Annotated in this window: 13 protein-coding genes; 6 read left to right on the top strand and 7 right to left on the bottom strand. The window is 71.2% G+C overall.

Features of this window, described 5'->3' with window-relative positions:
• Positions 1–43: 43 nt before the first annotated feature.
• From ABE957_RS17165 to ABE957_RS17155, 3 genes are read right to left on the bottom strand one after another with little or no spacing between them, the layout of a single operon-like run.
• A complete protein-coding gene (locus tag ABE957_RS17165; protein ID WP_349759888.1) occupies positions 44–637 on the bottom strand; it encodes a PqiC family protein in 594 nt (197 codons plus the stop codon).
• The gene (pqiB, locus tag ABE957_RS17160) at positions 634–2,334 is read right to left on the bottom strand and encodes an intermembrane transport protein PqiB (RefSeq protein ID WP_349759887.1); all 1,701 of its coding nucleotides are present in this window, start codon (positions 2,332–2,334) and stop codon (positions 634–636) included. The genes ABE957_RS17165 and pqiB overlap by 4 nt, the downstream gene beginning before the upstream one ends.
• On the bottom strand, positions 2,331–3,680 hold the full coding sequence (locus ABE957_RS17155) for a PqiA/YebS family transporter subunit (RefSeq protein WP_349759886.1): 1,350 nt from the start codon (positions 3,678–3,680) through the stop codon (positions 2,331–2,333). The genes pqiB and ABE957_RS17155 overlap by 4 nt, the downstream gene beginning before the upstream one ends.
• Positions 3,681–3,789: 109 nt before the next feature.
• Here ABE957_RS17155 and ABE957_RS17150 point away from each other — a divergent pair, with 109 nt between their 5' ends.
• The 6 genes from ABE957_RS17150 (at position 3,790) to ABE957_RS17125 (ending at position 11,953) form a co-directional block, all read left to right on the top strand.
• Entirely contained in the window at positions 3,790–4,770 is a 981-nt protein-coding gene (locus ABE957_RS17150) for a calcium/sodium antiporter (protein WP_349759885.1), read from the top strand.
• 287 nt (positions 4,771–5,057) lie between these two features.
• A complete protein-coding gene (locus tag ABE957_RS17145; RefSeq protein ID WP_349759884.1) occupies positions 5,058–6,470 on the top strand; it encodes a cytochrome ubiquinol oxidase subunit I in 1,413 nt (470 codons plus the stop codon).
• Positions 6,471–6,473: 3 nt separating this feature from the next.
• Positions 6,474–7,475, top strand: a complete 1,002-nt coding sequence (cydB, locus tag ABE957_RS17140; RefSeq protein WP_349759883.1) for a cytochrome d ubiquinol oxidase subunit II — start codon at positions 6,474–6,476, stop codon at positions 7,473–7,475.
• 1 nt (position 7,476) lies between these two features.
• Positions 7,477–9,195 (top strand): thiol reductant ABC exporter subunit CydD, encoded by a 1,719-nt coding sequence (gene cydD, locus ABE957_RS17135; RefSeq protein WP_349759882.1) that lies wholly within the window; start codon positions 7,477–7,479, stop codon positions 9,193–9,195.
• Positions 9,188–10,930, top strand: a complete 1,743-nt coding sequence (gene cydC, locus ABE957_RS17130; protein ID WP_349759881.1) for a thiol reductant ABC exporter subunit CydC — start codon at positions 9,188–9,190, stop codon at positions 10,928–10,930. The genes cydD and cydC overlap by 8 nt, the downstream gene beginning before the upstream one ends.
• Positions 10,931–10,957: 27 nt before the next feature.
• Positions 10,958–11,953: an adenosine deaminase gene (locus ABE957_RS17125; protein WP_349759880.1), complete on the top strand. Its 996-nt coding sequence runs from the start codon at positions 10,958–10,960 to the stop codon at positions 11,951–11,953.
• Between the two features lie 163 nt (positions 11,954–12,116).
• On the opposite strand, the gene guaD is transcribed toward ABE957_RS17125, so the two are convergent.
• From guaD to xdhA, 4 genes are all read right to left on the bottom strand, one after another.
• A complete protein-coding gene (gene guaD / locus ABE957_RS17120; RefSeq protein WP_349759879.1) occupies positions 12,117–13,448 on the bottom strand; it encodes a guanine deaminase in 1,332 nt (443 codons plus the stop codon).
• A gap of 65 nt (positions 13,449–13,513) precedes the next feature.
• Positions 13,514–14,416, bottom strand: coding sequence for a xanthine dehydrogenase accessory protein XdhC (gene xdhC / locus ABE957_RS17115; RefSeq protein WP_349759878.1), 903 nt, complete (start codon positions 14,414–14,416; stop codon positions 13,514–13,516).
• Positions 14,413–16,866: a xanthine dehydrogenase molybdopterin binding subunit gene (xdhB, locus tag ABE957_RS17110; RefSeq protein WP_349759877.1), complete on the bottom strand. Its 2,454-nt coding sequence runs from the start codon at positions 16,864–16,866 to the stop codon at positions 14,413–14,415. The genes xdhC and xdhB overlap by 4 nt, the downstream gene beginning before the upstream one ends.
• Positions 16,850–18,337 (bottom strand): xanthine dehydrogenase small subunit, encoded by a 1,488-nt coding sequence (xdhA, locus tag ABE957_RS17105; protein WP_349759876.1) that lies wholly within the window; start codon positions 18,335–18,337, stop codon positions 16,850–16,852. The genes xdhB and xdhA overlap by 17 nt, the downstream gene beginning before the upstream one ends.
• Positions 18,338–18,621 lie beyond the last annotated feature (284 nt).

Raw genomic sequence — 18,621 nt, 5'->3', positions numbered from 1 at the left:
CCATCGATCGCCGCGTGGCGCATATTATGCCATAGCGCCTCGGTTAGCGCAGCCGTTTGATTTCTCCGGCGATCTCGTCGACCACCCTGTCCCAGCCGCTGCCCAGCGCGCGCACCAGGGCGGGATAGCCGTCGCGCGCCAGGGGCACCTCGACCGCAAAGGGCGCCAGCGCCTCCAGCGTGCCCTCGGCATTGTGCAGCTGCCACTGGCCCGCCACCACCGCCTGGCCATCGAAGCGGCCCTGGAAGCGGTCCACCGTCAGGCCCAGGGTGGCGGCTTTCTCCCGGCGGTCATTAGCCGCCTCGGCGATGATCCGGGTGTCCGGCAGGCGGGCGGCCAGGCGTTCCTTCAGGCGGCGCTCGAGCTGCAGTCCGAGGGGCTCGGCCCAGAGGTGCTGGCTCGCCTCGTTGAGGGTGATGTCGTCGAGCTGCAGCACCAGGCCGTCGACCTCCAGGAAGCGGGCCAGTCGGGGCTCGGCGACGACCAGTCGGTGAGCGGCCTCTGCCCCGGCCAAGCGGGCGGGAGGGGCCATGGCGTCTTCTGGCAGGGTGTAGCGGTTGGACGGAGGGGCATTGGTGGCGCAGCCGGCCAGCCACAGCACGGCCAGGGCGGCGGCGAGGCCTTTGATCGCGGTCATGGCGAACTTCCTTGCTGGGTGGAGCTCGGCGCCCGGGGGATCGGGTCCTTGGTGTCCAGACGATCGAAGAGCAGGGCGCTGGGGTTGTCACGCAGGGTGCGTGCGGTGGGCTGCAGGTCGCGCAGCAGCCGCTCGAGCTGCGCGAGGGTCGTGCTGAAGTCGCGGTAGGCGCGGGACTCGGGCGACACGCCGTCCAGTGTGGTGCGCAGCGACTCGAGGGTGGCATTGAGGTTGCCGGGAAGCTCGCGCATGCCGGGCTCCTCGACCAGGCTGCGCACGCTTTCGGTGAGCGCATTGACCTGCTCGAGGGTGGCCTCTGAGGCATCGAGGTTGCGGTCGAGCCCGGCCAGCAGCGGCTCGAGCTCGAGGCCATTGAGCTTGTCGAGCAGGGCCGTCACCTGCGCCTCGATCTGGGCGAAGCCGCTGGAGGTCGTGGGGAAGACGGTGCGCTCGGCGAAGGTCTCGGCGACGTAGTCGACCTCGGCGTTACCCGCCTCGTCGCGCTGGAAGTTGAGGTCGACGAACAGCGCCCCGGTGAGCAGGCTGCCGCTCTTCAGCGAGGCCGTGAGTCCCAGTCCGAAGAGCCGCTCGAAGCGCTCCCGCCACTGCTCGAGGTCGAGCGACTCGGCATCGACGCCCAGGCGCTGGGGCTCGATGCGAATCAGCACCGGGATGGCGAAGTTGTCGCGGGAGTTGGGCTGGGGCGCGCTGAACTGCCAGGGCACCGTGGCCACGGTGCCGACGCGCACGCCGCGAAACTCCACCGGCGCCCCCCGGGAGAGGCCGCGCACGGTGTCCTCGATCAGCAGCACGTACTCCAGGTAGCGACTGAAGGTGCCCTGGCGGGCGCTCTCCTCATCGGGGTAGAGGGTGAAGGTGGTATCCGCCTCTACCGGCCGCCCCTGGGGGAGGTCCTCGGGTACGCCGAAGGTGACGCCGCCGCCGAGCAGCGCTTCCATGGAGTCGATGTTGACCCTGAAGCCCTCGGAGTCGAGCCGCACGTCGACGCCGCTGGCGGCCCAGAAGCGGGTGCCGTCGGTGACCAGCTCGTGGTAGGGGCTCTCGATGAAGAGGCGATGGTGCATGCGCCGGGTGGTGCCGTCGAAGTTGGCTTCCTCGACGCGGCCGACGGTGAGGCCCTGGAAGGTGACCGGGTCGCCGACGCTCGGCGCGTTGCCGAGCTGGCTGATCAGGTTGATGCGCAAGCCCTCGGCGCCGGCCGGGGAGACCGGCGGCTGGTCGTTGACCTCGAACTCCCGGGCGTCGATCTCGCTCTGGCCCGGCTCGAGCTGGATGTAGGCGCCGGACAGCACCGTACCCAGGCCGCTGATCCCCTCGCGGCCGATGCGCGGCTTGACCACCCAGAAGCTGCTGTCCTCGACCAGCATGTCGTCGGTATCCGGGCTCATGCGGGCGGTGATCACCGCGCGGGTCAGGTCCTCCGAGAGATGCACCCGCTCGACGCGCCCGACCTCGACGTTGCGCGTCTTGATCAGGGTGTTGCCCGCCTCGATGCCCTCGGCGCTGTCGGTGATCAGGGTGATTTCCGGCCCGCGGCTGCGGTAGTTGTCGAAGACCAGCCAGGCGCCGATCAGGATCGCCACGATGGGCACGATCCAGATCGGCGACAGCCGCGCCTGAGGCGTGGCGTGGGCGCGGTGCCCGTCTCGCTCGGGCGGGGCGGGGGTATCGGTCATGGTGAGTGTCCTTGGGCGGGTCGGGCGTCACGCGGCAGCGGCGCGTCCCAGAGCATTCGGGGGTCGAAGGTCATGGCGGCGAGCATGGTGATGACCACCACGCTGGCGAAGGCCAGGGCGGCGGGGCCCGGGGAGATCGACAGCAGCGCACCGGCGCGGATCAGCGCCACCAGGATCGCCACCACGAAGACATCGACCATCGACCAGCGGCCGATGAACTCGGTGAGGCGATAGAGCCGTGTGCGGGTCGCCGCGTTGAGTTCGTTGCTGCGCTTGGCCACCAGGCACAGCCAGGCCAGGGCCACCAGCTTGCCCACCGGCACGATCACGCTGGCGACGAAGATCACCATGGCCACCGGCCAGGAGCCCATCTGCATCAGCTGCACCACGCCGCCGATGATGGTGGAGGGGGTGTCGTGGCCAAGGCTCGTGGTGGTCATGATCGGGTAGAGGTTGGCCGGCAGGTACATCACGGTGGCGGCCGCCAGCAGCGCCCAGGTGCGCTGCTGGCTGTCGGGCTTGCGGGCATGCAGGCTCTCGCTGCAGCGTCGACAGTGGCCGTGGCCCTCGCCGTTCAGGCGGTTGACCAGGCCACAGGTGGCGCAGCCGGCCAGCCCCTGTGGGGCGGCGGTCTCGCCGGTGCGCGCGCCCTCCGGCGCCAGGGGCTCGCCGGCCAGCGAGAACCACATCCAGTCGGCGTCCAGCGTCTGGGTAGTGAACAGCAGCAGCAGGGCGAAGGCACAGAAGGCCCAGAAAGAGATGCCGAGCCCCACCTCGGCCATGCCGGCGATCTTGATGAGGCTGACCAGGGCCCCGACGATGAAGACATCGGCCATCATCCAAGGATGGAGATGCGAGAGCGAGCGGGCGATGCTGCGGCTGGCCGGTAGCGGATCGCCGCGCAGCAGGCCCGCCTGCAGCCACACCACGCCCACCAGGTAGACGGCGGGCAGTACGCCGATAGTCAACACCACCGCGATCGCCACCAGCGGCTGGTGAAAACCGATCAGGGTAGTGGCGGTCTGCATCAGCTCGATGCGATTGCCGATGCCGCTGACGGTGAAGCTGATGAAGGGGAAGGAGACGGCCAGCGCCAGGGCGACCAGCGAGGCGAGCGCCAGCGCCATGCTGCGCTGGGCCGGGCGGTGGTGGCGGGTGGCCAGCACGTGGCCGCAGCGCGGGCATTCGGCCTTCTCGCCGCCGTGCAGCGGCGGCAGCGCCGTCACCCAGTCGCACTCGTGGCAGGCTCGCAGCCGACGCCGTGAGGTGCGCGTCTCCGGCGGCGAGCGATCCACCAGCGGGGTCCCCCGGGGCAGGGCGGGGGCGCGAAGGGCAGGCCTGGGCACGGCGATGAGGGTCTCCTGGCGGTGAAGTCGACACGCGGAAAGTGTGTCACGTTGACGCGGGGCGCACCATAGTCAAACATGCACGCCTGAATGTTCCCGAGGAGACGACATGATAGTGCCCGCGATGGCGGTGTTGGCAGGCCTGGTCCTGCTGGTATGGAGCGCCGAGCGCTTCGTCGACGGGGCCGCGGCGACCTCGGCGCGACTGGGGCTGTCGCCTTTGCTGATCGGCATGCTGGTGATCGGCTTCGGCACCTCGGCCCCGGAACTCGTGGTCTCCGCCCTGGCGGCCAGCCAGGGCAATCCCGGCCTGGCGCTGGGCAACGCCTATGGCTCCAATATTGCCAACATCGGCCTGATCCTGGGCCTGGTGGCGCTCATCTCGCCGCTGGCGGTGCACTCCGGCGTGGTGCGTCGCGAGCTGCCGGTGCTGGGCGCCGTCACCCTGGGCTCCGCCGCGCTGCTGTGGGGCGGCGTGATCGAGCGCTGGGAGGGCGCGCTGCTGCTGGGGCTGCTGGCCGCCTTCATCGGCTACAGCATCTTTCTCGGCCTGCGTGAGAGCGGCGATTTGCTGGGGTCCGACACCGAGGAGAGGCTGGAGACGCACCCCATGTCGCTCAAGGCCGGGCTGGTCTGGACCGGCGTGGGCCTGGTGCTGCTGGTGATCAGCTCCCGGGTGCTGGTGTGGGGGGCGGTGGCCATCGCCCAGGGCTTCGGCGTCAGCGATCTGGTAATCGGCCTGACGGTGGTGGCCGTGGGTACCTCGCTGCCGGAGCTCGCCTCCTCGATCAGTGCGCTGCGCCGAGGCGAGCACGACCTGGTGCTCGGCAACGTGGTGGGCTCGAACCTCTTCAACACCCTCGGGGTGGTGGGCCTGGCCGCGGTGATCGCGCCCATCCAGGCCGGGGGCGAGGTGCTGCTGCGCGACTGGAGCCTGATGATGGTCATGACCGTGATCTTGGCCGTCTTCGCCATGGGCTGGCGCGGCCGGGCAGGGCGCATCAACCGCGTCGAGGGCGCCGTGTTGCTGGCGATGTTCCTCGGCTACACCGCCTACATGATCAGCCTGGTGGTGCGGGGCGGCGGCTAAGTCCTTTGCGATAGCCCGCTGCGACAATGCGACGCGCAGCGCCCGCCGGGAATCGCCTGACAGCCGTCACGGCGCGAGCGTAGGATGCTCGCCACGAGCGTTTCCCGGTCCCGCCGGCGGGGGGCATCGCCTTCATAGGCGCGTCCTATCGCCCGCCTCGGCTAGGCTGGGGGGCGGTGTGAGGACGAATGCGACAGGGTGCCAACGACCGGCATCCGATGTACAAGAGCACGACGAGTGCCTGCGCATCCCTTGCGAATGTCCTTCGCAGGAACGAGGAGTGCGTCATGGAACTGGATCCCCTGCTACTGTCGCGACTGCAGTTCGCCTTCGTGGTCGCCTTTCACGCCATCTTCCCGGTGTTCACCATCGGCTTGGCGTCCTATATCGCCCTGCTCAACGGGCTCTTCTTCAAGACCGACAACCCCGCCTGGGACCGCCTGGCGCTGTTCTGGACCAGGGTCTTCGCCGTGGTCTTCGGCATGGGCGTGGTCTCGGGCATCGTCATGTCCTTCCAGTTCGGCACCAACTGGAGCAACTTTGCCCTGGCGTCCTCCAACTTCCTAGGCCCGATGCTGAGCTACGAGGTGGTAACGGCCTTCTTCCTGGAGGCGGCCTTCCTCGGGGTGCTGCTGTTCGGCCGCGGCAAGGTGCCACAGGGCGTGCACCTCTTCGCCGCCATCATGGTCGCCACCGGCACCTTCATCTCCTCGTTCTGGATCCTCTCGGCCAACAGCTGGATGCAGACCCCGGCCGGCGTCGAGCTGATCGAGGGGCGCTTCCACGTCACCGACTGGAGCGCGGCGATCTTCAACCCCTCCTTTCCGTACCGCTTCACCCACATGGTGCTGGCCTCGTTCCTGACCGGCGGCTTCGTGGTGGCCGGGGTCAGCGCCTGGTACCTGCTGATCGGCCGCGACCGGGAGGCCAACCGCAAGGCGCTCTCCATGTGCCTGTGGCTGCTGCTGGTGCTGACGCCGACCCAGGCGGTGGTGGGGGACTTCCACGGCCTCAACACCCTGGAGCACCAGCCGACCAAGGTGGCTGCCATGGAGGGCAACTGGGAGCGCAGTGCGAACACGCCGCTGCTGCTGTTCGCCTGGCCGGACCAGCAGGCCCAGGAGAACCGCATCGAGATCGGCATCCCGAGCCTCGCCAGCCTGATCCTGACCCACCACGCCGAGGGCGAGGTGCCGGGCATCAGCGAGGTGCCTCCCGAGGAGCAGCCGCCGGTATGGATCGTGTTCTGGGCGTTCCGGATCATGGTGGCCCTGGGCCTGGCGATGATCGCCGTGGCGCTGGCCGGCCTCTGGCTGCGTCGCGGCGGGCGGATCTATGAGCATCGCGGCTTCCTGCAGCTGATGCGGGTGATGACCATCACCCCCTTCATCGCGGTGCTGGCCGGCTGGGTCGTCACCGAGACCGGCCGCGCCCCCTGGGTGGTCTACGGCCTGATGAGCCACGCCGAGGCGCTGACGCCCTCGCTGACCGGCGGCATGGCGCTGTTCACGCTGCTCGGCTACATGGCCGTCTACGCCGTGGTCTTCTGCTGCGGGGTCTACTACCTGACCCGGGTGATCCGCCAGGGCATGCTGCCGGAAGCCGCCCACGACGATGAGGTCGAGCGGCCCAAGCGCCCGCTGTCGGCCGCCCACGTGCCCTTCGAGGACGCCTCCCGCCACCAGCCGGAAAGGAGCTGACCCATGGCCATGTTCGACCTGAGCATCATCTGGGCCGTGATCATCGGCTTCGGCGTTATCATGTACGTGCTGATGGACGGCTTCGACCTGGGCGTGGGGATCCTCTTTCCCTTTGCCCCGGACGAAGAGTCCCGGGACGTGATGATGAATACGGTGGCCCCGGTGTGGGACGGCAACGAGACCTGGCTGGTGCTCGGCGGGGCGGGGCTCCTGGGCGCCTTCCCGCTGGTCTACTCGGTGTTCCTGCCGGCGCTCTACCTCGGCGTCTTCCTGATGCTCGCCGGGCTGATCTTTCGCGGCATCGCCTTCGAGTTCCGCTTCAAGTCTCGCCGCAATCGCCACTGGTGGAACCGCGCCTTCTGCTGGGGCTCGGCGGTGGCGGCCTTCGCCCAGGGCGTGGTCGTGGGGGCCTACATCCGGGGCTTCCCCGTCGAGGACTTCGTCTACGTCGGCGGTCCCTTCGACTGGCTGACGCCCTTCAGCGTGCTCACGGGCCTGGGGCTGATGGCCGGCTACGCGCTGCTCGGCGCCACCTGGCTGATCCTCAAGACCGAGGGCGCGCTCCAGGACTGGGCCTATCGGCTCGCCCCGCGCCTGCTGCTGGCGGTGCTCGGCGTGTTTGCGATCATCAGCCTGTGGACGCCCTTCGTGGACGTCGGCGTGCGCGATCGCTGGTTTGGCCAGCTGCCGCTGATCTGGATCTTCCCGGCGCTGGCGATGGCCTGCGCGGGCCTGCTGTGGCGCGCCGTTCGCCAGCGCCGCGAGGGCCAGCCCTTCATCGCCACCCTGGGCCTCTTCCTCTTCACCTATCTTGGGCTGGTGGCCAGCAAGTGGCCGGTCATCGTGCCCCCGGACTACACCATCTGGGACGCCGCCTCCGACCCCGGCTCGCAGCTGTTCCTGCTGATCGGCGTGCTTTTCGTGATCCCCATCGTGCTGGCGTATACCGCCTGGTCCTACTGGGTGTTCCGCGGCAAGGTCCGCCCCGGCGAGGGCTATCACTGAGGTGAGGGCCGATACCGATACCGAGGCGCCGGGGCCCTCGGCCCGGGCGTGGCTGTCGCGGCTCGCCGCCGGCGAGCGCCGCTATCAGCGCCTAGCCCTGCTGGCCGGCGGGACGGTCGGCGTCGCAACCATCGTCCAGATGGCGCTGCTTGCCACCCTGATCAGCGCGCTTCTGGTCGACGAGCGTCCGCTCCTTGAGCTCGCCCCCTGGCTGCTGGGCCTGGCGGCCACGCTGTGCCTGCGGGCCCTGGCCCAGTGGGGGCAGGAGATGGCGGGCCAGGCGGCCAGCCTGCGCATCCGCCGGCGAGCCCGCGCCGAGCTGCTCGATCGCCTGGAGCGCCTGGGCCCGGTGCGCCTCACCGGCCATCACGGCGCGGGGCTCGCCCAGCGCCTGGTCGACCAGGTCGAGGCCCTGGACGGCTACTTCTCGCGCTATCTGCCCCAGCAGGTGCTGGCGGTGGCGGTCCCGCTGCTGATCCTCGCGGTGGTGGCCTGGCTCGACTGGCTGGCCGCGCTCTTCCTGCTGATCGCCGCCCCGCTGATTCCGCTGTTCATGGCTCTGGTGGGCATGGGCGCCGAGCGCCTGAACCAGGAGCAGTTCGTGGCCGTGGCGCGTCTCGCCGGACACTTCATCGATCGGGTGCGCGGTATCACCACCCTGCAGCTGTTCGGGCGTACCGAGCAGGCGACCCGGGAGGTGGAGGCGGTGGCCGACGACTACCGGCGGCGCAGCATGCGAACCTTGCGCCTGGCCTTCCTCTCCTCGGCGGTGCTGGAGTTCTTCTCCTCGGTGGCCATCGCCGTAGTGGCGATCTACGTCGGCTTCGGGCTGCTGGGCTATATCGAGTACGGGCCGGCAGATGAGCTGACGCTCTTCACCGGCCTGCTGGTGCTGCTGCTGGCGCCGGAGTTCTTCCAGCCGCTGCGCAGCCTGGCTCAGCACTATCATGATCGGGCGGCGGCCTTGGGCGCCGCCGCTGGCCTGGTGACGCTGCTCCAGGAGTCGCCCGACGCCGGGCGGGGCGCCGAGCCTGTCGAGGGCTCCGGCGAGACAAGCGCGCCCCCGCGACCCGCGTCGCCCGGTGTGCTGCTCGAGCTCGAGGGCGCGACCGTCGCCCACGCTGGACGCGGCCGGGTGCTGGGGCCGCTGGACCTTTGCTTGGCGCGTGGCGAGACGCTGGTGGTGACGGGTCCTTCGGGGGCCGGCAAGTCGAGCCTGCTGCAGCTGATGGCGGGCTTTATCGCCCCGACCGAGGGCGAGCGGCGCCTGGCCACCGGTGCCGGCTTCGCCTGGCTGGATCAGCGCCCGCTGCTGGTCCAGGGCAGCCTCGCCGACAACCTGCGCCTGGCCGCCCCGGAGGCAAGCGAGGCGCAGATGCGCGAGGCGCTTGGCCATGCCGGGCTCGCGGCGCTGCTGGCGCGCCTGCCCGACGGGCTCGAGACTTCGCTCGGCGAGCGCGGCGAGGGGCTCTCCGGCGGCCAGGTGCAGCGCCTGGCCCTGGCCCGGGTGTTCCTCTCGCCGGCGCCGCTTGTGCTGCTCGATGAGCCGACCGCGAGCCTGGATGCCCGCACCGAGGCGCGGGTCATCGAGGCCCTGGGGCGGCTGGCCGCCGAGGGGCGCACCCTGGTCATCGCCACCCACCATCCGGCGCTGTTGGCGCTGGCCGATCGTCGGCTGGCGCTCGAGACCGCCCCCGTTCGGGAGGTCGTCGATGCCTGACGCGCGAGAGGCCTCACTGATCACGACCCTGCGCCCCTGGTGGCGGCTGCTCGATCGTCGTCGCGGCCGGCTGCTCGCCGGGGCGGGCCTGATGCTGCTCACCGTGGCCGCGGGGATCGGCCTGCTGGCACTCTCGGGATGGTTCATCACCGCCACGGCGATGACCGGCCTGGCGCTCGCCGCCGGGCTCACGGCGGGCCTCGACGTCTACGTGCCCGGCGGCGGGATCCGCTTCTTCGCCGTCACCCGCACCGTCTCGCGCTACGTCGAGCGGCTCTACAACCACGATACCGTGCTGCGCCTGCTGGCCGACCTGCGCGGCCGGCTGTTCGGCGTCATGGCCGGGCTCGACGGGCGCACCCTGTCGCGGCGCCGGGCCAGCGACTGGCTCGATCGCCTTACCGCCGATATCGACACCCTGGACGGCCTCTACCTGCGCCTCGTGGCCCCGGCCGGCGTAGCGCTGCTGGCCATCCTGGTGCTGTCGGGGCTGCTCGCCCTGTGGCTCCCTCGTGCCGGCCTCGTCGCGCTCGCGCTGCTGCTCTCGGCCTGGCTGTGGCTCACCCTGGGCCAGGCCCGGCGCGGCATGACCGCGAGCCGCGGTCAGGTCGAGGCGCTGGAGGCGCTGCGCGGCCGGCTGCTCGAGCACCTGCGCGGGCTCGCCGAACTCGAGGCCTACGGCAGCCTGGCCGCCCATCGCTCGCGGATCGAGGCGATCGAGCGTCGCCTGCAGGTCGATCAGTGGCGGCTGGCCCGCGTCGCAGCCCTGGGCTCAGCCCTGGCGGGACTCGCTGTCGGCGCCACCTGGCTCGCGGTGCTGGGGCTGGCGGCCCTGGCCTGGGAGGTCGGGGCGCTCTCCGGCCCGGTGATGGTGCTGATGCCGCTGGCGGTGATGGCGCTGAACGAGGCGCTGGCCGCGCTGCCCATGGCCTTCACTCGGCTGGGCGCCACGCGGGCCGCCGCCGAGCGCCTCAACGCCCTGGAGGCCGCGCGTGTCCAGAGCGCCGTCGTGCCGAGGGCGGCGAGCGAGGTGCCGCTCCGCGGCCCTCTCGGCATCTCCTTCGAGGCGGTCGACCTTCACTATCCCGGTGCCCTGCAGCCGGCGCTCTCGGGGCTGTCGTTCTCGCTGCCCGCGGGCCGGCGCCTGGCGCTGTGTGGCGCCTCCGGGGCCGGCAAGTCGAGCGTGGCCCAGCTGCTGACCCGCCAGCTCATCCCGAGCGCCGGCCGGGTGCGCCTCTCCGGCATGCCGATCGAGGCGATCGACGAGGCGGCGCTGCGCCGGCGGGTGGCCTGCCTCACCCAGCGGGTGGAGCTCTTCGACGACAGCCTGGCCGCCAACCTGCGCCTGGGCGACCCGGAGGCGGACGAGGCGCGGCTGTGGCGAGCGCTGTCGATGGTCGAGCTCGCCGGCTGGGCGCAGGCGCTGCCCGAGGGGCTCGCGACCCGGGTGGGCGAGGGCGGCCGGCGCCTCTCCGGTGGCCAGGCCCGGCGCCTCGGCCTGGCGCGGCTGCTGCTGCGCGAGCCGGACCTGGTGATCCTCGACGAGCCCTTCGCCGGCCTCGACGCGCCCACCGCGGCGCGCCTGGCCGCCCGCCTCGACGAGTGGCTTTCCGGGCGCAGCGTCGTCTATCTGGTGCACCAGCTCGGCGAAGTCGTCGACCCGCCGGGCATCGATCGACGCCTGACCCTGTGCGAGGGAGTGCTTTGCACGGATGGTCAGGATGTTTCAGGATAGGACCGATGATCTTTCATGAGGTATGCCATGCGTGACTTCCTCCGGCGCCTGCCCAAGGCCGAACTCCACCTGCACATCGAGGGTTCGCTGGAGCCCGAGCTGATGTTCTCCCTGGCCGAGCGCAACGGCATCCGCCTGCCCTACGGCTCGGTGGAGGAGGTCCGCGCGGCCTACGACTTCGCCGACCTGCAGTCCTTCCTCGACCTCTACTACCAGGGCATGAGCGTGCTGCGCACCGCCGAGGACTTCCATGACCTGGCGATGGACTACTTTCGCCGCGCCAGCGCCGAGGGCGTCGTGCACGTCGAGATGCACTTCGACCCCCAGGCGCACCTGGCGCGCGGCGTCGAGCTGCCGGTGGTGATGGAGGGCCTCTCCCGGGCGCGCCGCCAGGCCTGGCGAGAGCTCGGGGTGTCCAGCGCGATGATCCTGGCCTTCCTGCGCGACCGGCCGGCCGAGGAGGCCATGCAGGTGCTGGAGAGCGCTGCCCCCTACTGGGAGATGCTCGACGCCGTGGGCCTGGACAGTGCCGAGCAGGGCAATCCGCCGGAGAAGTTCGCCGCGGTGTTCCGCTTCGCCCGAGAGCTCGGCATTCCCCGGGTGGCCCATGCCGGGGAGGAGGGACCGCCCGCCTACATCCGCGAGGCGCTGGACCTGCTGGACGTCTGTCGCATCGATCACGGCGTGCGCTGCCTGGAGGACCCGACGCTGGTGGCCCGGCTGCGCGACGAGCGGGTGGTGCTGACCGTCTGCCCGCTCTCCAACGTGCGCCTGCGGGTGGTCGAGCGCATGTCCGACCACCCCCTGCCGCAGCTGCTCGAAGCGGGGCTGACGCTGACGCTGAACTCCGACGATCCCGCCTACTTCGGCGGCGGCATGCTGGAAAACTTCGCGGCCTGCCACGAGGCCTTCGGCTGGTCGAAGGAGACCTTCACGGGGCTCGCCCGCAATGCCCTCGAGGCCGCCTTCATGAGCGACGAGCGTCGCCAGGCACTGCTGCATCGGCTCGCCGAGACGCGCTGACGGCCCGCCGCCGGGCCGTCTTCTTCTGCCCCGTCGTCGGCACTCAATCTTCGACACCCTGCCGCGAGCTGACATCCTTGCCTGACGCTAACGCTTGAACCCCGGCCTCGCCGGGGTTCTGCGCATCGATCCTGTCGTCCGCCTCGGGGAGGCTTCGCGCCGATCAGGCGATTGCAGCGGCGTCGCGCCGATGCTGGCGGCGCCCGCCGCTCCAGGTCTCGGCCACGGTGCGGTCGTCGCCGAGCATCATCAGCGCGAAGAGCGTCTCGGCGAGGCTCTGGCTGCGGGCCGTGCGCCGGGCCATCAGCGGGGTGGCGGCGGGGTCGAGGACCACGAAATCCGCCTCCATGCCCGGGGCGAGCCGGCCGACGCGGTCGTCCAGGGAGAGCGCCCGGGCGTTGCCCAGGGTCAGCCCGTAGAAGCCCTGCCAGGCGGTGAGCGGCTGGCCGCGCAGCTGGCCGACCTGGTAGGCCGCCTTGAGGGTGGCCAGGCCCGAGAGGTCGGTGCCGCCGCCCACGTCGCTGGCGTAGCTGACCGCGAGGCCGGCCTCCCGGGCGGCGAGGCGGTCGAACAGGCCGCTGCCCAGGAAGAGGTTCGAGCTCGGACAGAAGGCGAGGTTGGCGCCCCGCGCCGCCAGGCGTCCGCGCATCTCCTGGTCGAGGTGGATGCCGTGGGCGAAGGTGCTGCGCGGGCCGACGAGCCCCGAGCGCTCGTAGACCTCGAGGTAGTCGCGGCAGTCGGGGAAGAGCTCGGCCACCCAGTCGAGCTCGCCGGTGTTCTCGGCGAGGTGCGTCTGCAGCCACAGGCTCGGGTCGGTGCGCAAGAGCCCGCCGGTGGCATCGAGCTGGGCCCGGGTGGAGGTGGGCGCGAAGCGCGGCGTCAGGCTGTAGCCGAGCCGGTCCCGGCCGTGCCAGTCGGCGATCAGCCGCTCGCTGTCGCGGATGCCGCCCCGGGTGTCGTCGCACAGCGCCTCGGGCGCGTGGCGGTCCATCAGCACCTTGCCGGCGAGCATGCGCAGGCCGCGCTCGCGACAGGCGGTGAAGAAGGCGTCCACCGAGGCCGGATGGCTCGAGCAGAACACCTGGGCGGTGGTGGTTCCGACCCGCAGCATTTCGTCGAGAAAGGCCGCCGACTGGGCCCGGGCATGCTCGTGGGCGGCGAAGCGGCACTCCTCGGGGAAGGTGTAGTCGTTGAGCCAGTCGAGCAGCTGGCGGCCCCAGGAGGCCATGATCTCCAGCTGCACGTAGTGCACGTGACTGTCGATGAAGCCGGGCACGATCAGCTTGCCGCGATGGTCGACCACCTCGAGGCCCTCGGGCAGCTCGGGGGCCAGCCGCGCCCAGGTGTCCAGCTCGCGGATGCGGCCGTTCTCGATCCACAGGGCGCCATCCTCGAGATGGCGCACGCTCCCTGCAGCGGGGGTGTCGCCCTCGCCGGGGTCGGCATCGAAGCTCAGCAGGTTGGCGCGCAGCACGCGCGAAGTGTCGGGAGTCATCACATCGAGGCTCATCTCGTCGGGGCTCGTGTCGGGAGTCGTGAAAAGGGTCGTGACGGTCGGCGTCAGGCCGGTGCGTGCGGATCATCGCGCAGGGGATCGCCTAGGGCCGCGCGCAGCTTCGCCGGGTCGAGGCCGCGTTGCTCGGGGCGCGCCTCGTCACCCATCAGCGGCAGCAGCTCGGCGACGGCGGCCAGGGCGATGGCGTAGGGCGTCTTGTCGCCGCCCGTGCCGCCGGCGGCCGTGCCGATGGGGCAGCGCACCCTGGCGAGCGCCGCCTCGTCGTGGCCGGCCTCGCCCAGCCGGCGGCGAAAGCTCGCCCACTTGCTGCGTGAACCGATCAGTCCCAGCGAGGCCGTGTCGCCACGGGCCAGCAGCGCATCCACCAGGGCGCGGTCCTCGGCGTGATCGTGGGTCAGCACCAGGGCATGGGCCCCCGGCGGCAGCGCGGCCACGGCCGCGGCGGGGTCGGGCGCCGGGCGGCACTCGAGCCGCGGCGTCTCGGCTGCCCATTCGGGGAAGGCGCCCTCCCGGCTGTCGTGCCACAGCAGCCGCCAGGGCAGCGGGGCGGCCAGACGCACCAGCGCCTGGCCCACGTGGCCGGCACCGAAGATCGCCAGCGTCGCGGCGCTGCCGGGGAAGACTTCGAGCAGCACGTTAACGAAGCCGCCGCAGCACTGGCCGCTGCGCCCGCCCAGCGAGAAGGCCTCCAGTCTCATGCCGGCCTCGACGCGGCCGTCGACGCCGGCGAGGCGGCCCCGGGCGGCCTCGATGGTCTGCCACTCGAAGGTGCCGCCGCCCAGGGTGTCATACACGGCATCGGCGGTGATCACCATGCGCGCGCCGGGCTCCCGGGGCGTGGAGCCGGCGCTGGTGACCTGGGTCGCCAGCACGTGGGGACGCCCCTCTCGCTGCAGGCGATGCAGGGCGGCGTGCCAGGGCTCCGGGCGGTTGTCCGCGGCGCTCATGCGGGCTCCTCCCGGCTCACCGGCCGCGCTTCGTGGCGGGCGCGCAGCGCCTCGGCGGCCATCAGCACCCGCTCCGGAGTGGCCGGGGTGTCGAGCGCGGGGCTGACCCGATAGTCGGCGAGGCTCGCCAGGGCATCGCGCAGTGCCGACCACACCGAGATCGCCAGCATGAAGGGTGGTTCGCCCACGGCCTTGGAGCGGTAGATGCTGGCCTGGGAGTTGGGATGCCCCTCGAGCAGCGCGACGTTGAAGGTCTCGGGCAGGTCGCCGAAGGCCGGGATCTTGTAGGTGGCCGGGCCGTCGGTGACCAGCCGCCCGGCGTCGTTCCACTTGAGCTCCTCGCTGGTCAGCCAGCCCATGCCCTGGATGAAGGCGCCCTCTATCTGGCCGATGTCGATGGCCGGGTTCAGGGAGTCGCCGACGTCGTGGAGGATGTCGGCGCGACTGACCCGGTATTCGCCGGAGAGGGTGTCCACCTCCACCTCGGCCACCGCGGCGCCGTAGGCATAGTAGTAGAAGGGCCGCCCGCGGCCGGTGGCGCGATCGTAGTGGATCAGCGGGGTGGCGTAGAAGCCCTTCTCGGAGAGTGAGACCCGGCCCAGGTAGGCCGCCTGGATGAGCTCGCCCCAGGGGATGCGCCGCTCGACCTCGCCGATGCCGGCCACCAGGTGGCCGTCTTCCAGGCGCATGCTCTCGCGGTCGAGCCCGCCCGCCTCGCGGTCGAAGTGGCCCGCGGCGAAGTCGAACAGCCGCTCGCGCAGCTTGACGGCGGCGTCCCGGGCGGCCTGGCCGTTGAGGTCGGCGCCGCTGGAGGCGGCGGTGGGCGAGGTGTTGGGCACCTTGTCGGTGCGGGTGGCGCTGATGCGTACCCGCTCGAGGTCGAGGCCGAGCTCCCGGGCCACCACCTGGCACACCTTGGTATGCAGGCCCTGGCCCATCTCGGTGCCGCCGTGGTTGATCATCACGCTGCCGTCGGTGTAGACGAGCAGCAGGGCGCCGGCCTGGTTGAGGTGTTGCACGGTAAAGGAGATGCCGAACTTCACCGGCGTCAGCGCCAGGCCCTTCTTGATGATCGGGCTTTCGGTATTGAAGGCGGTGATTGCGCGCCGGCGCGCCCAGTAGTCGCTGCTCGCCTCGAGTTGGGTGACGATGTCACTCAGCAGGCCGAGCTGCTCGACCCGCTGGCCGTAGTGGGTGACGTCGCGGGGCGTGCCGTCCGGGTCGGTGGCGCGATAGAGGTTGCGCTGGCGGATAGTCAGCGGGTCCTCGCCGAGTTGACGGGCGATGTCGTCCATGGCCCGCTCGATGATCATCATGCCCTGGGGGCCGCCGAAGCCGCGAAAGGCGGTGTTGGAGGCGGTGTGGGTGCGGGCGCGCTTCCCGGTGACCCGGGCGGCGCCCAGCGAGTAGGCGTTGTCGGCGTGGAACATGGCGCGATCGACGATGGCATCGGACAGGTCCGGCGAGTAGCCGCAGTCGCCGATCACCGTGATCTTGCCGCCGGTCAGCACGCCCTGCTCGTCGACGCCGAGCCGGTAGCGGTTGTGGAAGGGGTGGCGCTTGCCGGTGGCGCGGGTGTCCTCGGCCCGGGGCAGGCGCACCTTGGTGGCCCGGCCGGTGCGCCGGGCGACGAGGGCGGCGATGCAGGCCCAGGGCGAGGCCTGGGTCTCCTTGCCGCCGAAGCCGCCGCCCATGCGCCGGGTCTCCATGGTCACCGCGTGGAAGGGGATGCCGAGCACCTCGGCGACCAGCTTCTGGGTCTCGCTGGGGTGCTGGTTGGAGGTGTAGACCATCACCCCCTCGTCCTCGGTGGGCTGCGCGAGGCAGGCCTGGCCCTCCAGGTAGAAGTGCTCCTGGCCGCCGACGAACTGCTCGCCCTCCAGCACATAAGTCGCCTCACGCAACGCCTGCTGCCAGTCGCCGCGCTCGTGGGTGTGGGACGGACGCACCACCTCGCCGCGCTCGGCGGCGGCGACCGGATCCAGGCCGGCCGGCCGCTCGTCGATCTCGACCACCGCGAGCTGGACGGCCAGGCGCGCGGCGCGATGGCTCTCGGCGGCCACCGCGAACAGGCACTGGCCGACGTAGCTGATCTCGTCATCGGCGAACAGCGGGTCGCCGGGGAAGACCGGGCCGATGTCGGTGTGGCCGGGCACGTCGGAGAGCGTGATCACGTCCACCACCCCGGGGGCGGCGCGGACCGCGTCGAGGTCGAGGCGGGTCAGCCGGCCGTGGGCAACCGGCGACAGGCCCAGCGCCACGTGCAGGCAGTCCCGCGGGACTGGCAGGTCGTCGATGTAGGCGGCCCGGCCGGTGACGTGCTTGACGGCGCTCTCGTGGGCGCGGGCGCTGCCGGCGCCGCCCCGAGCCGCGACGGTCTCGCGGGCCAGCGGCGCGTCGCCCTGGTTGCGCCGGGAGGTGTCTTGGGCCGTGTCAGTGAGCGTACGCATCGAGGGTCACCTTGGTCGCGGGGTCGCGGTTGTCGTTGTCGTGGTCGGCCGGCTCGCCCTCGGCGGCGATCATCAGTCGCAACCGCTCGAGCAGGTTGCCGGCGGCGAGGCGTCGGTACTCGGCGCTGCCGCGCACGTCGGTCATCGGCGCGAGCTCCTCGGCCAGCGCCGCGCGGGCGGCGGCGAAGGCCGCGGCGTCGGGGGCGCGACCCTCGAGGGCGGCCTCGGCGGCCGGGGCGCGGCGCGGGATCGCCGCCATGCCGCCGAAGGCCAGGTGGACGTCGCGCATTACGCCCTTCTCCAGGCGCCAGGCGAAGGCGGCCAGCACCGCCGAGATGTCGTCCTCGCGCCGCTTGGAGAGCTTCCAGACCTTGAGGCGGTGCCCGGCGACGGGCCGGGGCAGGAAGATCGCGGCGATGAACTCGTCCTCGGCCAGCGCCGTGCGCTTGTAGTCGAGGAAGAACGCCGCCAGGGGCAGCTCGCGCTCCCCCCGCGGGCCGTCCAGGCGCACCCGTGCGTCGAGTGCCAGCAGCACCGGCGGGGTGTCGCCGATCGGTGAGGCGTTGGCGATGTTGCCGCCCAGGGTCGCGCGATGGCGGATCTGCGAGGAGGCGAAGCGGTGCATCAGGTGCTCGAAGGCCGGGTAGGGCGCGGTCAGCAGCGGCATCAGCCGGGCGAGCGTCACCGCACCGCCGATCCACCAGCCCGCATCAATCTCGTCGATGGCGTTGAGCTCGGCGACCCGGCGCACGTCGATGAGATCATCGAGCGCCCTGAGCTGCTGGGTGGTCTCGAGCCAGAGGTCGGTGGCGCCGGCCACCAGCCGTGCCTGCGGGCGCTCGGCCTTGAGGGTGCGCAGCGCGGCGATATCCCGGGGCGCCACGTAGTGGCCGGCTTCGGCGGTGGCGGGCTCGGCGGGTTGGCTGTCGGCGGGACGGCCAAGCTCGGGGTCGGCGATCCAGGCGGGATCGGCCGCCGGATAGTCGCCCATGGCCAGCGCCGCGTCGCGGATCGGCCGGTAGCCGGTGCAGCGGCAGAGGTTGCCGCCGAGGGCCGCCTCGAGGCGCTCCTGGGTCAGCGGGGCAGGAGCGCGTCGCTGTCGCTCGTAGAGGGTGAACAGCGACATCACGATGCCCGGCGTGCAGAAGCCGCACTGGCTGCCGTGGCAGTCGACCATCGCCGCCTGGGCGGGGTGCAGCCGCTCGCCTTGGGCCAGCCCCTCCACGGTCACCAGGTGGCAGCCCTGGAGCTGGTGGGCCGGGGTGATACAGGCGTTGGCGCTGTGGTAGACGAGCTCGCCCGAGGCGTCCTGCTCGCCGATGGCCACGGTACAGGCCCCGCAGTCGCCGGAGGCGCAGCCCTCCTTGGTGCCGGTCTGACCCAGGGTCGTGCGCAGCAGCTCGAGCACGCTCTCGTCTGCGCGCACGTCGGCACAGCGCTGGCGCCGGCCGTTGAGGTGGAAGTCGATCATGGTCGGCTCCGTTTGTGGTTGTCATGGCCGAAACATCAGGGAATACCTTGATTCTTGACCACATGGTCAGCTTTGGCAAGCCGTGACGTTTTTTTCTTTCCGAAGGAAACTCTCTGAGGAGGCGCTGTGAACCTATCCCTGGGCGCTACCGACGCCTTCCTTGGCGTAGGACCTTGTGTCTCTCCAGTGAGAGGTGATTAGCTACCACCGCTCACAGCCTGGGTGTATCCCGAGTAGGACCGAATGGCCTCGAGCCTGTAAAGGAGATAGGTCGCCCAGGCTTT

Source organism: Halomonas pelophila (genome assembly GCF_040196315.1).
GTDB lineage: Bacteria > Pseudomonadota > Gammaproteobacteria > Pseudomonadales > Halomonadaceae > Halomonas > Halomonas pelophila.
The sequence above is the reverse complement of the archived record's forward strand: the minus strand, read 5'-3'. Positions and strand labels throughout refer to the sequence as shown.